Here is a 15,170-nt window from a genome sequence, read left to right on the forward strand (position 1 = left end):
GGGCACGCTGCTCGTACTGGTGCTACAACCATTGCGTTGTGCTTGGGCAGTAGGCCATAGGGGGACGGGTGGACAACGGCGTGCCACTTGGGGACGAGGCTCAGCAGAAGGCGGCTGTCGAGGCATTAAGCGGCTGGCTCCCCAACGCGACCGTGTATTACACGGAGATGCCACAGGGCAGTTCCGGGGCCCAACTCATCGGCGTTGACATCAGTGGCAACACCGGTGAGTTCCCGGTAGGCGGCTACATCCTGCGTGTGGGGCCGTCCGACGACAGGTTGACCCAGCGCAACGAACGCGCCGCGAGTGATCTGCTGCGCGGGGCCGACCGTGAGTTCGCCAAAGTGCACATCCCGCGGCTGCTGCGCACTGAGACGATCGGCGAGGGCGAAGACAGTCTTGTCGTGAGCCTCCACCAACTCGCGGGAGGCAGCCTGGGGCGATATGTGGCACCTCACATCCGGACGACGGGGCTGCTCGCGTCGGCGCGCAGGGTCGCTAAGGGCGTCCTCACCGCATGGGCCGAACCATCCGACATGAGAGTCATGGCCCCGTACGAACTGCTGGTGGAACTGGTGGGGACGGACCGTGCGCAGGAGTGCCTGGAGGCTGTCCGGCACTTCTTCGGTGACAGTACTTACAACGACGAGTGCGGCTATCCGGTCCGTAACCCCTTGGACGTCCTCGGCCCCGGCCGGGGCAGTGCCGTGCAGGTGATGTGGGGTTGCTGCCATGGAGACCTGCACAACAGAAACCTGCTTATCCCGCGTGACGAACGGGTTGACGTCGACAGCGCCTACTGGATTGTCGACACGGTCCGCGCACACAAGGGGGCCGCTGGATTTGACGTGGCCTATCTGGAGGTCGGTGTCCTGGTCAACCTGATGCAGGATATCCGTCTCCAGGTACTCCACCGTTGTCTGACCAGTATCGAGGATGTCGTCAGCCGGTCGGTGCCGGACGGGACCGACTGGCTGATGGGGTTCCTGAAGGAGTCGCGCGCGGGCATCGAGGAGTGGATCAGTGAGCAGACCGGCCGGGTCGATCTGCTCGTCCGCCAGATCATGCTCCTTCGTGTGATCGTCGGCCTGCTCTGGGCGCGGCGCTTCCCCCCTGGTAGTCACAGGGCGAAGATGTGTCTCGTCTACGCCGGGTGGTACGCCAAGAGCTATGCGGAGGCCACGGCCGACGATGGTCCGGTCCTGGCCACCCCCCCTTCGGAGGACGAGGAACGGCGGCGGAAAGAAGCGCAGGACGAGCTTTGGGCGTCGGTATGGGAATCCGTCTCCGGCTTTTCGGCGGGGGCCGCACACTACATCCTGATCGCCGAACGCATGCCGGGCAGTCCGTCGGTGGCCGCGCTGGGCCGTGTCCCCTGGTCGCTGATCATCGACTTGGATCCTCGTTCCGACCATGACGGGCTCCATCACCTGGCTGGTCCGGTACTTGAATCCCAGCGTGCCATCCATCTCTTCACCCGAGACCAACTGCCGACAGACTTCAGTCGAGGGACGGCCTGGACTCTCGCCGTTGGCTCGGTAAGACGCAACGAACCCGCGGACGACCTGCGTACCTGGGGCTATCGCCGGCTCAACGGCATCCGGCAGCTGGTGTCCTCCCTCCACCGGGACGTGGGAGACACGACAGTCCACGTGATCGTCCTCGAAGGCGAAGGGCGGGGCGGTTTCGGGACCGAACGCGAACGCCTGCTGCGAGTGATCGATGCCGTGGACGAAGCCCTGCAGGGGCGCGGGACCTTCCTGCATGTGGGGCCATTCGCACCGACGGCCGCGGCCGAACTGAACACGGTTGCCCTGCCGGTCCAGGCCTTCCTGGACCGGCTCGCCGAGACGCACGGCACCACCCCGGATGAGGTGGAGTACACCGTTCCGGCGGCGGACCAGGGCACAGCCGCGCTGCTACCGGAGACCATGCAGAAGCTGCGAGAACACCTGATCGTGCTGCACGACGGGATCGAACTGGCCGCACAGCCGACGGACGGTAGGAACAACGACGAGTTCTGGCGGGGCGGCTTGATCAGCTGGGCGGATCTGGACCAGCGACGGGACCTGAGACGTACGGTCACGTCGAGCCTGGTGGCCGCGCTGCGCGAGGGTTTGGAAGAGCACCGCACCCGGACCGTACTGTTGCAACACAAGCCCGGAACTGGCGGTACAACCGTTGCGCTTCGCGCCGCGTGGGAACTACATCACGAATACCCGGTCGCGGTGCTGCCGCACGGCGTCACCGTCGATCGTATTCGCGTCCCGCTCATCGCCGATCGACTCAACCTACTGCATACCACGACCCAGAAGCCGGTACTGCTCGTCGCGGAGTCTGGTGACCTCAGCGAATCTGACCGTGAGGCGCTCTACCAGGAACTCGGGAAGCGAGGTACCCAGACCACGTTGCTCTATGTACGGCGTGGCGTCGGCGGATCCAACTCCGGCGCGCTGGTGGTGGACGAGTTTCTGAACACTGAAGAGGCTGACGACTTCCTGCGGCGCTACAGCGCGCTCGTCGATGAAAAGAGCCGCATCCGTGAGCTGAAGCAGCTTTCCCGAAAGACATACGAGCAGTTTCGGACACCCTTCTTCTACGGGCTCATCACGTTCGAGCGGAAGTTCACCAAGCTCTCGGACTACGTCAGCAGCCATCTGGAGGGCGTCAAGGGCCGCGCTGCCGAGGTGATGAAGTATCTGGCGCTGGTCACTATCTATGCCAATACCGGATTACAGGAAGAGACAGTTCGCAAGCTGATGCGAGCCCCGTCGTTGGCCGGTCTCGCTCTCGACGACATCTTGGGGCCGGGCGCGGCTCGTTTGACTGTGGTCCGAGCAGGGCGGGTCCGGCTACAGCACCAGTTGATCGCCGAGCAGGTCCTCGCCTGCCTGTACCGCGACGAGGACTGGCGCTACGAATTGAAAGATCTCGCGATCGACTTCATCGAGGCCTTGACCCACACCACCGATGTCTCATTCGAACCGGTGAGGGTCCTGTTGCAGCAGATGTTCGTCATCCGACAGGGCAGCTTCACGGTGGACGACACAGACGATGAAGAGCGCGGAGACTTCTCCCCGCTCATCGAGAGCCTCGCCGTGGACCCTGCCCACCAGGTGTTGAGCGCGCTGACCCACTACATCCCGAAGGAGCCGCACTTCTGGAACCACCTCGGGCGCCACCAGATGTACCGGATCGGCAAGGATCTTGACAAGGCGGACGAGTACGTCTCCCGCGCCGTCGACTTGGCCGAGGACAGTTTCATCCATCACCACACAAGCGGGCTCGTCCGAAAGGCCATCCTGCGCCAGGAACTGACACGCAAGAAGTCCCACGGCGTCGCTGCCGTCATGGATGTGATCGAGGAGCGCTTCGAGTGGACCGTCGGCGGCTTCAACAGGTCTCGGCAGCTCAATAAGGAGAACCTGTACGCCTACATCACCCATGTGCAGACGATCATCTTGGCCGCCAGAACACTCAAGGCCGCTGCCCGTGTGAGGTCCGTAGCGGAATTGGATTCCGCGGCTGGCGAATGGGTGGTCAGGCAGGTGGGTGAGGCCAACGAGCTCCTGGAGGAGGCGACCCGGGTCCACGGCACCCTCGACGTGCAGGACCGGTTCGTCGTGGAGTGCCGTACGGGGATCGACCAGCTTTACAACGATCTCAACGCCGTTGTCGGACAATGGGAGATCGCCGCCACTGGTGGGCGGACCAACTCAATGGTGCAGCGGGCCCTCGCCCAGGCCTACTACGCTCGGGCGGGGCGCCGCTGGCGCAACCTTGAGTTGGACGAACTACGTCGCATCGCAGAGCTGGCCCGGCAGAACCTGTCCCGCCGCGATAGCCGGGCCGAGGACTACCGGCTCTGGTTCGAGGCTTCCAAACACCTGCCAGAGTTCGACGCTGACGTTGCTCTGTCGCAGCTCGACGGATGGCTGGATCGACTATCGACGTGGCGCGGTCATTACTACCGCTACTGTCTGCTGTTCGACCTGTGGTTCAAGGGCCTGAACAACGACACAGCCGAGTTCCGCGAGGCCCAGCGGACCAGCCGGGACCTGGTGTCCGCCCGACCCAAGCAGTCCTACCTGTGGTTCGCGAAGAAACCCGGCGGGTACACCCTGATCTCGGACGGCGACCTCGGCGAGTGGGACCGCAAGAAGAACTTCTGGAAGAACCCGGAGCCACTGCGCCGCGTCAACGGCCGGATCGACGTGATCCATACCCAGTGGTCGGGGCACATCCGGCTCGACGGATCGGTCACGGCATTCTTCAAGCCGAAGCCGGCCGGCGTCCTGCCGGGCAGCGACGCGGAGAAACCCGTCAATTTTTTCCTGGGCCTGAGCCCGGATGGTCTCCAGGCCTGGGATGTCAGGCGCGGGCACCTGCCCGACGCCGTCTCGGCTCGTAGCACCGTCGGCAAGGAGTTGCCGGACTTGGTCCCGGCCGAGCCCGGCCGCGAGACAGCACTCCTGTCGCCCTCGGAGTTGGCTACCCAGGCGGCGGAGATCCGTGATGAGCAACGAATTGAGTTTCTGCTCGCGCTGCTGGGTGCCTGGCAGGAGGTTGGCCAGGCACCGCGGCTGTCCACGCTCACTGAGCGTCTGTCGGCTCGGTACCGGCACAGCATTGATACCAGGACCGTCGAGGACCTTCTCGACCGGACCGGCCGGACGACCTACTCCGGTGGCGACGATCCCGATGTACTCCTTCTGGACGCTACTCGTCGCCGGACGGCGGCTCCGACGAAGGCGAGTGTTCCGGCGTCGCTCACGGCTTCCCGGTCGGGACGGAGAGTGTTGGGCCGGATTTTGCAGGTACCCGACGCGACCCGAAGCGGCATGGCCGTCTACGGCGGTGGCGCGTCGCTGGCATCGCTGTGCCTCGATGACATCGAGGAGACCGACGCACTGCCGCCGCAGCGCGGGCAACTGCTTTGGCTGGACCCCGTAGAGCAGCGCGGGCAGACGATCGCGATGAACGTTCGCCTCCTGCCACTGGACTCAACCGCATTCGAGAACGAGGTCGTGCCGGCCGATGAGCTGAGAAACCGACTGGAATCCGATCTACGCGATCAGATGGACGTCTGGACGAGCCAGGGTCGGGAAAGCGTAGCCGAGGACGAGGTGACCGAGTGGCTCGAACAGAGGTTCGCAGGTGCGACTCCTCTCGGCGACCGGCTCGGCGTCGGTCGGCTGAGCGCATTTTGGGGCGAGTTGCACTGGCTGCGCTGCCGTCACAAGGACGACGGTCGGTTTCTGTCCTTGGAGACGGAGGCCGTGTTCGGCCGAGTCGGATTCCTCAACCGGCCTGCGGCATCCGCCCGACCCCGCCCCGACGGAACCCCGGCTTCCTTCGCCGAGGCCCTGGCCGAGGTCGTCGATGATCTACGAAAGCGCCACGGTAATGATCCCACGTTCGCGATGGTGGACAAGGCACTGAGGGCCAGACTTAAAGGGGGGTACCGCAAGATTGTCGGCCCGGATGGCGGTCGTTCTCTGAACCGTCGCATCAAGATGGAGCCGGGCTGGGAGGTCGTGAACGAACGTGACCGGCCGGGCCGAGTGTGCCGTACGACGGGGACGGCGCGGCAGCCGCTGCCCGCCGATGCGCCGGGCGCGGAACCCGCGTCGTCCCGGGAAGCCGTGCTCGCACAGGCCGTGCGGACGATGCGCGATCAGGGCAAGGAGCCACAGCTCGCCGAACTCGGAAAGGTTCTGCGCGTGCATCTCGGGGATGACTTCGCGTCCGTCGTTGGCCGTTCGCTCACGGCCTGGGTGAACAGTGTGCCGGGCTGGGAAGTGGAGGAGCCACGTCCCGGATACCGGGTCGCACGGCGCCGGGACCGGTTCCAGCCGTTACCGGACGTCGCCGCGGAACTCGCCGAGGTACTCGATGTCCTATCCGCCGAAGGCAGAGAAGCCATCGTCACGAATGTCGGCAACCTGCTGGTCGATCGTTGGGGGTTGGAAACCTACCGCGCGGTCACCCAGGGCAAGGGAATACGCACTCTCGCGGCGAGGCACGGTTTCGAGGCCTATGAGCCGAGGCCAGGCGTGTGGTGTCTGCGCCTTGGGGGCGTGGACCGGGAGAATGCGAACGAGGCATGACTGGAGTGTCGCCAACGACTGCTGCCCTGGTTCTGGAGTTGCTGGCCGAGCGGCAGGGTACGGCGCCCGTCACCGTGAGGGAACTGGGCCGTCTTGCCGGACTTGGTCACGATGAGACGGGCAGCGTCGTACCCGCAGTACTCGCGGTCGCGGGCGCCTTCGGCGTACTGCGCCAGGACAGTGGACCGGACGATGCTGCGAGCGTCGAGGTGATCAGCCCACAGGCGGCTTACTTTCTCCGAAGTCTGGTCTCCTACATGCGTTCGGGGCAGTCGATCCTCGACAATTGGGAACGGGCGGGAACCGACACCGAGCCCTTCACTTCTGGCCAGGCACTCGCCGGTCCGCAGTTCCTGCACCTAGCGGAAACGCGCCGACTGGCGCTGAACCCTGGCGCGCTGCCCTTGCGAGATGTCGAAGTCGTCCAGGTGGTGATCAAGTCCCGCCGTCGGCACAGGGGTGGCAGAGCCTGCTATCTCCTTCAGTACGACCAGCGGGCCCGGCAGTACCAGTTGCCAGGCGGCTATGTGCGCGGCTCCGACGTGGACCTGCGGGCAGCCGCTGTACGGGAACTGGAGGAGGAGTTGCACGGTTACACGTACCAGTCCACCCGCGACACTCTTACGGAACTGGGCGTCGTGAATGTGGTGCAGCCTTCCCGTACCTACGGCGCACTGACCCGATACCGCGTGGCCTTCTTCCTGTTGAAGACCGGGATGGAGCTGTCGAACACGGGGCCGGGCGCCTGTTGGATCGATGAGGATGACTTGCTTGACTCGGAATTCCGTGTTGGTCGAGCATCGCTGAACGTGACTGCCCTTCGGAACCTGGCGGCCACACTCCCCGGCGGTCTGAGCGGCCTGCCATGGAGTCTTCCCTTTTCGCCGAGCAGGGGAATCCGCGCAATGATCCGGGATCATCCCTGGGAAGTGGCGGGTCTGGTCATCGGAGTGATCGGCCTGGCTGTGTCACTCATACCGCTATTTTTGTAACACGGCTGCGGCGGAGCTGATCCCTAAGGCTTGGGTTCGCCGATGTGGCATTCCACGGGGCTGCCCTGTATGCGGGTATCCGGTCGGTGGGCCGATTGATCGGGGCCGGGCTGACGGAGAGCTGAAATTCGTCCGCGCCGGCTGTCACACTCCCGGCGGCGTACGCGTCAGAGAGGTGTCCGACACCTTGTGGTGAGGGGAGCCTCTCATGCGTATCGCCCATGACGTCGTCACCGTTCTCGCGGCCCTGTTGGCCGGGTTCTCCGGGACCGTGCTGCTGATGCGGGCCGACTGGATCGTCAAGGCGCTGACCGACTACCGGGTGCCGCGCGCCTGGTGGACCCCGCTGGGGGTGGCCAAGGCCGCCGGTGCGGTCGGGTTGCTGGCCGGGTTGTTCGTGCCGGTCGTCGGGGTGCTGGCGGCGGTGGGGCTGTTGCTCTACTTCACCGGAGCCGCGATCACCGTGGCCCGGGCGAAGTGGTACTCGCACATTCCGTTCCCGCTGGTCTACGCGGCCCCGGTGGCCGGGGCACTGGTGCTGGGTCTCTTGAGCTGACGGCCGCGGGGGCTCAGCTCTGGGCGGCCTTGGGCTTGGCGCGGCGGACGCGGCGGCGCAGGGCCGGGCCCAGGCGGACCAGGAGACGCTTGTCGATGCCGGTGACCCGGCGCTCCACCGCGGACAGCTGCTTGGTGGCGGCCTTCAGTTCCTTGCGGAGGGCGTCGAGCTGGCGGGTCGTCTCGGTGGCGCGCTTCTCGGCGGTGGTCAGCCGGGAGCGCAGCTCCTTGTTCTCCTTGGCGTGCTGCGCGGCCCTGGTGTCGGCCGCGGTGATCCGCTCGCGAAGCCGGCTGATCCGGTACCGCATCTGGCCGTCGTCGCCGCCGTCCCAGACCGGCATCGACGCGGGCAGGTCCAGGGCGGCCAGCCGGGCGTCGAAGGCGGCACCGCCGTCGCCGTGGGTGTACGTGTTCTGCAGGTCGTTGCGGTCGAGGAAGGCGATCATGCGCTCGAAGCGCTCGCCGTGCCCCTTGACCATGGCGGAGAAGTCGGCGTCCTCGTACAGGTCACGCGGGTCGGTCCCGGCGTCCAGTTCGGTGAGCGACCGGTGCGGGATGTCGAAGTAGCGGCACAGTTCGAGGGTGCGCGAGTCGTGGGTGAGGACGACGCTCGGGGTGCCGGCCAGCAGGGCGGCGACATTGCCGTGGATACGGGTGCCGTACGCGAAGTCGTAGCCGCGCAGTTCGTCGATCCAGGTGGCCGGGTCCAGCGGCATGCGGACCTTGTTCTCCTGGAGCAGGGCGTGGCTGAGCTGGAGCGGGAAGGGGTCGGTGTGCCCGGACTCCGGCGAGGTGTCGCCCCACAGCAGCAGTTCCGCGTCGACGGTGTTCTGCGCGTAGTAGGTGAGGTGGGGGTAGCGCTCCCAGGCGTGCCGGGCGATGCCCGGTATGTCGCCGACGGGTATCGCGTCCGGGGAGAGGTTCAGGGCGATGCGTGAGGCGGCGGTCAGCTCCGTGGCCCGGATCTCCGGGAAGGTGTCGCCGTACAGGAACATCGACGGGCAGCCGATGATGTCGACGTCGTGGAAGCCGAGGCCCTTCAGGTAGTCCGAGGTCAGCTCGCCGCGTACGCCGATGGAGGCGGAGCGGTCCAGGACCGCTCGGGCGAAGCGGCGGACCGAGTCCGCCATCGGGTTCAGCCACGCCGTGTCGTAGTCCGCGGGGGCCTGGGCGCCGATGCCGAACACCACGACCGGGATGGTGAGCTGCTCGATGAGGGTCGAGAGCCGGTCCAGGGAGGCCTGGAAGGTCGGGCGGAAGGCGTTGGCGAGCGGGACGACGAAGACGTCGTACTGCTCGTTGATCTCCGCGGCGCGGCGGGCCGAGGGGTCGGTGCGGATGCCGTTGGACGTCACCTCGGTGTCCGGGGTGGTCAGCATCTTGTGCGCCGAGTCGCTGAAGATCAGGTTCCCGGTGTTGGTCCCGATCAGGTCCTGGTGGATGAACTCCGCCGGAGTGGCGACACGGAACGGGCTCTTCCCGGAGCGGATCAGGATTCGTTTCACGAACGGCACCCTATCCCGGAGGTAAATGCAGAGTGAAGGATAAGTAAGAGACTGATCGGTCTCTTGTCTGGGATTTACCTCACGTACGCCGAAGGGCCGGCGGGAGGGGGTCCTCCGGCCGGCCCTTCGGTGGTGCGTCGTGGGCGGTGCGTGGCGGTGCGTACGGGCTTACGCGGCGGTCTCGCCGCCGAAGCGGGTCTTGTACGTCTCCAGGTCCTCGTCCGTGAGCTTCGCGAACAGGACCGGGGGCACGGTGAAGGGGGTGCCGGCCGGGACGGCGGTCAGTGCCTTCGCCTCGTCGGCGGTGACCCAGGCCGCGGTGTCGTCGGCGAGGGCGAACGCCTCGCGCATCGTCTTCGCCGTCGCCGGGATGAACGGCTCCGACACCACCGCGTAGAGGTGGATCAGGTTCATCGCCGTGCGCAGGGTGAGGGCCGCGCCGTCCTTGTCCGTCTTGATCTCCAGCCAGGGGGCCTTCTCCTCCAGGTAGGAGTTGCCGGCCGACCACAGGGCGCGCAGGGCCGCGGCGGCCTTGCGGAACTGGAGGGACTCCATGTGGGACTCGTACTCGGCGAGGAGCGCGGCGATCTCCTCGCCGAGCTTCGCCTCCGCCTCGCCGGAGGTGCCGCCGGCCGGGACGTCGTCGCCGAAGCGCTTCTTCGAGAAGGACAGGACGCGGTTGACGAAGTTGCCGAGGGTGTCGGCCAGGTCCTTGTTCACCGTCGCCGTGAAGTGCTCCCAGGTGAAGGACGAGTCGTCCGACTCGGGGGCGTTGGCGATGAGGAAGTAGCGCCAGTAGTCGGCGGGGAGGATGTCGAGGGCCTGGTCGGTGAAGACGCCGCGCTTCTGCGAGGTGGAGAACTTGCCGCCGTAGTACGTCAGCCAGTTGAAGGCCTTGACGAAGTCGACCTTCTTCCACGGCTCGCGCACGCCGAGCTCGGTGGCCGGGAACATCACCGTGTGGAAGGGGACGTTGTCCTTCGCCATGAACTCCGTGTAGCGGACGTCGGTGTCCACGTCGTACCACCAGGACTTCCAGTCGCGGTTCTCCGGGTCCTGGTCGGCCCACTCCTTCGTCGCGCCGATGTACTCGATCGGGGCGTCGAACCAGACGTAGAAGACCTTGCCCTCGGCCGCCAGCTCCGGCCAGGTGTCGGCCGGGACGGGCACGCCCCAGTCCAGGTCGCGGGTGATCGCACGGTCGTGCAGGCCCTCGGTCAGCCACTTGTGGGCGATCGAGGAGGCCAGCTGCGGCCAGTCCTTGTCGTGCTTCGAGACCCACTCGCGGACCTCGTTCTCCAGCTTGGACTGGAGCAGGAAGAGGTGCTTGGTCTCGCGGATCTCCAGGTCGGTGGAGCCGGAGATCGCCGAGCGCGGGTTGATCAGGTCGGTCGGGTCCAGGACGCGGGTGCAGTTCTCGCACTGGTCGCCGCGGGCCTTGTCGTAGCCGCAGTGCGGGCAGGTGCCCTCGACGTAGCGGTCCGGGAGGAAACGGCCGTCGACCGGGGAGTACACCTGGCGGATCGACCGCTCCTCGATGAAGCCGTTCTCGTTCAGGCGGCGGGCGAAGTGCTGGGTGATCTCGCGGTTCTCGGGGGAGGAACTCCGGCCGAAGTAGTCGAACGCGAGCGCGAAGCCGTCGTAGACCGCCTTCTGCGCGTCGTGCGCCTGGGCGCAGAACTCGTCCACCGGGAGGCCCTGCTCCTTCGCCGCGAGCTCGGCGGGGGTGCCGTGCTCGTCCGTCGCGCAGATGTACAGGACGTCGTGGCCGCGCTGGCGGAGGTACCGGGAGTACACGTCCGCCGGGAGCATGGACCCCACCATGTTGCCCAGGTGCTTGATCCCGTTGATGTACGGAAGGGCGCTGGTGATGAGGTGTCGAGCCATCGGGGGCTGCTCCCAGGTCGCGGTTGCTGTAGCTGGTTCCTACAGGTGTGAACCTTGAAATCGTAGCCGACATGTGTATGCCGCCCGCTTCCCGTTTTATTGGGTGAGAAGCGGGCGGCAATGGGGGCGGGGCGTGCCGGTGGGGCTACGGGGTTCTACGGGCGCCAGTCGATCAGGAGGCCGTCGTAGAGCTCCGCGTCCGTGAGCTCCAGGGGGGTCGGGCCCGCGTGGAAGAAGGCCGCGTTGTCGGTCTTCAGCTTGCGGAGGTAGTCGAAGGCCTTGTTCTCGTGCTCGCCGAACGCGACGAAGGAGAAGAAGACGGAGGGGTGGGACTTCGCCGCGTCCGTGAGGGACTGGGTGGCGGGGGTCTTGGCGTCCGGGGCGCCGTCGGTCTGGAAGACGACCAGGGCCGGGGTGCCGGGTGCCTTGGCGCCGACGTTCTCGTCGTAGTGCGCGAGTACGGCTTCGACGGCGGCGTGGTAGCTGGTACGGCCCATGCGGCCGAGGCCGGCGTGTGCCTCGTCGATCGCGTTCTCGGGGGAGGCGGGGGTGAGGTCGGTGGTGCCGTCGACCTCGGTGGAGAAGAAGACGACGTGGACGGAGGGGGTCTCGCCGGCCGGGGTGAGGCGGGTGGCGAGGGCGAGGGTCTGGTCGGCGAGGGCCGCCGCGGAGCCGTCCTTGTAGTACGGGCGCATGCTCGCGGAGCGGTCGAGGACGAGGTAGGTGGCGGCGAGGGCGCCGGTGAGGTTGGCCTTGGCGAGGGCGGTGGTTGCGGCGTCGCCGGACGCCGTGGCCTCGGCTTCGCCTTCGGCCTGGTCGCTCCCACCCGCACCACCCGTGACGGTTTCGTCGTCGGGTGCGGGTGGCCCCTGCGGGGCGGACTCGCCGTCGGCGGCCGCGGCGGCGGGCTCCGGGGTGGCGGCCTCGGCTGTCGTCTCGACCGGTTCGGGGGTGGTTTCGGCGACCGGTTCGGAAGCGGGTTCCTCGACGGTTTCGGCGACCGGCTCCGGCTCGGCCGCTTCGCCCTCCGGCTCGGGCATCGGCTCGACAGCCGCCTCGGCGACCGGCTCCGGCTCCGGCTCGGCCTCGACGTCGGCCTCGGCCTCGACGTCGGCCTCGACGTCGGCCGCCGGTTCCGGCGTGGGCTCAGCCTCGACCTCGGCGACCGGCTCCGGGGTCACTTCGGCCACCGGTACCGATGCCGGCGCCGGCTCGACCTCGGCCTCGGGCTCCGGGGCCGCCTCCTCGGTCACCTCCGCCGCCTGCTCCGGCTCGACTGCCGCTTCGGCCTCGACCTCGGCCTCAACCTCGACCTCGACCTCGGCTTCCGCCACCGGCTCCACCGGCTCCACCGGATCGACGGGCTCCGCCGCAATCTCGGTCTCGATCTTGATCACCGGCTCCACCGCGGGTGCAACCTCAGCCGCCGGCTCCGGTGCCTCGGCCTCGGGCTCAGCCGCCGCCTGCTCGGCCTCGACCGTGGTCGTCGGCTCAGTCGTGGCCCCGGTGGGCGCGGCGGGCTCCGGTGTCGCTTCCGGCTTGAGCTCCACCTCCGGCTCGATCAGGCGGGTTGCCTGCTTCGGAACCGTTACGTTGTCGAAAGCCGCCGAGACCAGATCGTGTTCGTCAGTCGTTGCCGGGCGGGGCTCCGGGACCGCCGCCGGTGCTTCCGGTTCCGGCGTCGGCGCCTGCTGCTTCGACTGCGAAGGGAGCTGGTCTGCACCCTCTGCCTCGGCAGGCCGCAGCTTTCGCGACCTGCCGAATGCGTTCCGCAGGAGAGTGAGAATGCCCATGTGCGCAACCCTTCGCGTGAGTTGATACCCGTCAATCGCTGGCCAGGACGGACACGTAAGGTTAGCGGCCCCAGGTTGCGATCTTGGGGAGGGTCGATGACTCCTGTCGGGCGTACGGCGGTCGAGTCCCAGCCTGTTCTCAAGTCCCCCTCGGCTTCGTTCAGTTCATCTCCCGTTCATTCGGCGGCTGTTCGTGTGCACAACCACACCCCTACCGTCACGCTCACACCAAGAGTTCGCAAGGGGAGAGTAAAGTGCGCAAGCTGCTGCCGCTCGTCGCAACGCCGGGCCACTCGCATCCGGGTGGGCGCTCCGCCCTCACCTGCCGGTTCCGGTGCGGTGACGCCTGCTTCCACGAGGTGCCCAACACCAGCTCCAACGCCTACGTCGGCGATGTCATCGCCGACGCCGTGAGCCGCCGCAGCGTGGTGCGGGCCGCGGCGGTCGTGGCCGTCGCGGTGGGCGGCATGGGGGGTGCGGGGGCGGTGCCCGCTGTTGCCGCCCCGGGCGGCGGCGCTTCCCAACCCGTCGCCGGGGCCCGTGGGCTCCGGTTCGGCTCCGTCGCTCCCAACACCGCCGACACCGTCACCGTCCCGGACGGTTATGGGCAGAACGTGGTGATCCGGTGGGGCGAGCCCATCCTGCGGGGGGCGCCCAGGTTCGATCCCGAGAACCAGACGGCGGCCGCCCAGGCCGGACAGTTCGGGTATAACAATGACTTTCTCGCGCTGCTGCCGCTGCCGGGCGAGCCGCGTCGGCAGATCCTCGTCGCCAACCACGAGTACACCGACGAGGTGCTGATGTTCCGCGGGTACGACGCCGCCAACCCGACCCGCAACCAGGTGGAAGTGGCCTGGGCCGCGCACGGGCTGGGGGTGGTGGTCGTGGAGGAGGACCGCAGGACCGGGGCGCTCACCGTCGTACCGCGGCATGCGCTCAACCGGCGGGTCACCGCCACCACCGAGTTCCGGCTCACCGGGCCGGCCGCGGGCAGCAGCTTGCTCAGGACCTCCGCCGATCCGAGCGGGCGCAAGGTCCTCGGGACGCTCAACAACTGCTCGGGCGGGACCACCCCGTGGGGGACGACCCTGCACGGCGAGGAGAACTTCAACCAGTACTTCGCGAACGGGACGCGGGCGACGGACAAGCGGTACGGGCTCGGGACCGGGGCCACCGAGCGGAAGTGGGAACGGTTCGACAAGCGGTTCGACGTGGTCCAGGAGCCGAACGAGTCGCACCGGTTCGGGTACGTGGTGGAGCTGGATCCGTACGACCCGGACTCCACGCCGCGCAAGCGGACCGCGCTCGGGCGGTTCAAGCACGAGGGCGCGACCGTGCGGCTGACCGACGACGGGCGGCCCGTCGTCTACTCCGGTGACGACGAACGGTTCGACTACTTCTACAAGTTCGTCGGCAGCAAGAAGATGAGGAAGGGCAACAGCAGGGCTGCGCGGGAGCACAACGCCACGCTGCTCGACGAGGGGACGCTGTATGTCGCGCGGCTGAGCGGGGACTCGCCCGCCATCGAGATCGACGGGACCGGGAAGCTGCCCGCGGACGGGGAGTTCGACGGGAGCGGGGAGTGGATTCCGCTGGCCACCGCGACGGCAGAGGGTGCTATGTCACATGTCACCGGGATGACCGCAGAGGAGGTGTACGTCTTCACGCGGCTCGCCGGTGACAAGGTCGGCGCGACGAAGATGGACCGGCCCGAGGACATCGAGCCCAGCCCGCACACCGGCAAGGTGTACGTCGCGCTCACCAACAACACCAACCGGGGTGTCGGCGCGAACGCCGCCGCCGACGAGGCCAACCCCCGCAACGCCAACAAGCACGGCCACATCCTGGAGCTGACCGAGCGCTGGAACCGCGCCGAGAGCACCAGGTTCGCCTGGACGCTCTTCCTCGTCGCCGGTGACCCGGAGGACCCCGCGACCTACTTCGCCGGCTTCCCCAAGGACGACGTCAGCCCGATCTCCTGCCCGGACAACGTCGCCTTCGACCCGCACGGCAACCTGTGGATCTCCACCGACGGCAACCAGCTCGGCTCGCACGACGGTCTGTTCGGCGTGGCGACCAAGGGGTCCCGGCGTGGTGAGCTGAAGCAGTTCCTGACCGTGCCGACCGGTGCCGAGACCTGCGGTCCGCTGGTGCAGGACCGGCGGGTGCTGGTGGCCGTGCAGCACCCCGGCGAGATCACGGGCGCGAGTGTGGAGAACCCCGCGAGCGCCTGGCCCGACGGACCCGGGAAGATCGTGCGGCCCGCCGTCGTCGCCGTGTGGCGCAAGGACGGGTGCGACATCGGCGTGTGAGACACCGGCGTGTGAG

7 protein-coding genes are annotated in these 15,170 nt (G+C 67.4%); 4 read left to right on the top strand and 3 right to left on the bottom strand.

From position 1 onward, the window contains the following. Window positions 1-68 precede the first annotated feature (68 nt). The 3 genes from ABT137_RS26590 (at window position 69) to ABT137_RS26600 (ending at window position 7,658) form a co-directional block, all read left to right on the top strand. The gene (locus tag ABT137_RS26590) at window positions 69-6,110 is read left to right on the top strand and encodes a P-loop NTPase (protein ID WP_351713097.1); all 6,042 of its coding nucleotides are present in this window, start codon (window positions 69-71) and stop codon (window positions 6,108-6,110) included. Then, on the top strand, window positions 6,107-7,102 hold the full coding sequence (locus ABT137_RS26595) for an NUDIX hydrolase (protein ID WP_351713099.1): 996 nt from the start codon (window positions 6,107-6,109) through the stop codon (window positions 7,100-7,102). The genes ABT137_RS26590 and ABT137_RS26595 overlap by 4 nt, the downstream gene beginning before the upstream one ends. A gap of 208 nt (window positions 7,103-7,310) precedes the next feature. Then, window positions 7,311-7,658, top strand: coding sequence for a DoxX family protein (locus tag ABT137_RS26600; RefSeq protein WP_351713101.1), 348 nt, complete (start codon window positions 7,311-7,313; stop codon window positions 7,656-7,658). Between the two features lie 13 nt (window positions 7,659-7,671). Here ABT137_RS26600 and ABT137_RS26605 read toward each other — a convergent pair whose 3' ends face one another. The 3 genes from ABT137_RS26605 to ABT137_RS26615 all read right to left on the bottom strand — a co-directional run bounded on the left by ABT137_RS26605 (window position 7,672) and on the right by ABT137_RS26615 (window position 12,842). Then, window positions 7,672-9,162 (bottom strand): polysaccharide pyruvyl transferase family protein, encoded by a 1,491-nt coding sequence (locus ABT137_RS26605; RefSeq protein ID WP_351713103.1) that lies wholly within the window; start codon window positions 9,160-9,162, stop codon window positions 7,672-7,674. A gap of 168 nt (window positions 9,163-9,330) precedes the next feature. Then, window positions 9,331-11,049, bottom strand: a complete 1,719-nt coding sequence (gene metG, locus ABT137_RS26610) for a methionine--tRNA ligase (protein ID WP_351713105.1) — start codon at window positions 11,047-11,049, stop codon at window positions 9,331-9,333. A 155-nt stretch (window positions 11,050-11,204) separates the two neighbouring features. Continuing rightward, on the bottom strand, window positions 11,205-12,842 hold the full coding sequence (locus tag ABT137_RS26615) for a VWA domain-containing protein (RefSeq protein ID WP_351713107.1): 1,638 nt from the start codon (window positions 12,840-12,842) through the stop codon (window positions 11,205-11,207). A gap of 254 nt (window positions 12,843-13,096) precedes the next feature. On the opposite strand from ABT137_RS26615, the gene ABT137_RS26620 reads away from it, so the two are divergent. Next, window positions 13,097-15,154: a PhoX family protein gene (locus ABT137_RS26620; protein WP_351713109.1), complete on the top strand. Its 2,058-nt coding sequence runs from the start codon at window positions 13,097-13,099 to the stop codon at window positions 15,152-15,154. The last annotated feature ends 16 nt before the right edge of the window (window positions 15,155-15,170 follow it).

It is taken from the genome of Streptomyces sp. NPDC001980 (assembly GCF_040296885.1).
GTDB lineage: Bacteria > Actinomycetota > Actinomycetes > Streptomycetales > Streptomycetaceae > Streptomyces.

What these genes read in the sequence shown, in the direction of transcription:
- ABT137_RS26595 (WP_351713099.1), top strand. Translation starts at nt 6,107, where the DNA reads ATGACTGGAGTGTCGCCAACGACTGCTGCCCTGGTTCTGGAGTTGCTG.
- ABT137_RS26600 (WP_351713101.1), top strand. Translation starts at nt 7,311, where the DNA reads ATGCGTATCGCCCATGACGTCGTCACCGTTCTCGCGGCCCTGTTGGCC.
- metG (WP_351713105.1), bottom strand. Translation starts at nt 11,049, where the DNA reads ATGGCTCGACACCTCATCACCAGCGCCCTTCCGTACATCAACGGGATC.
- ABT137_RS26615 (WP_351713107.1), bottom strand. Translation starts at nt 12,842, where the DNA reads ATGGGCATTCTCACTCTCCTGCGGAACGCATTCGGCAGGTCGCGAAAG.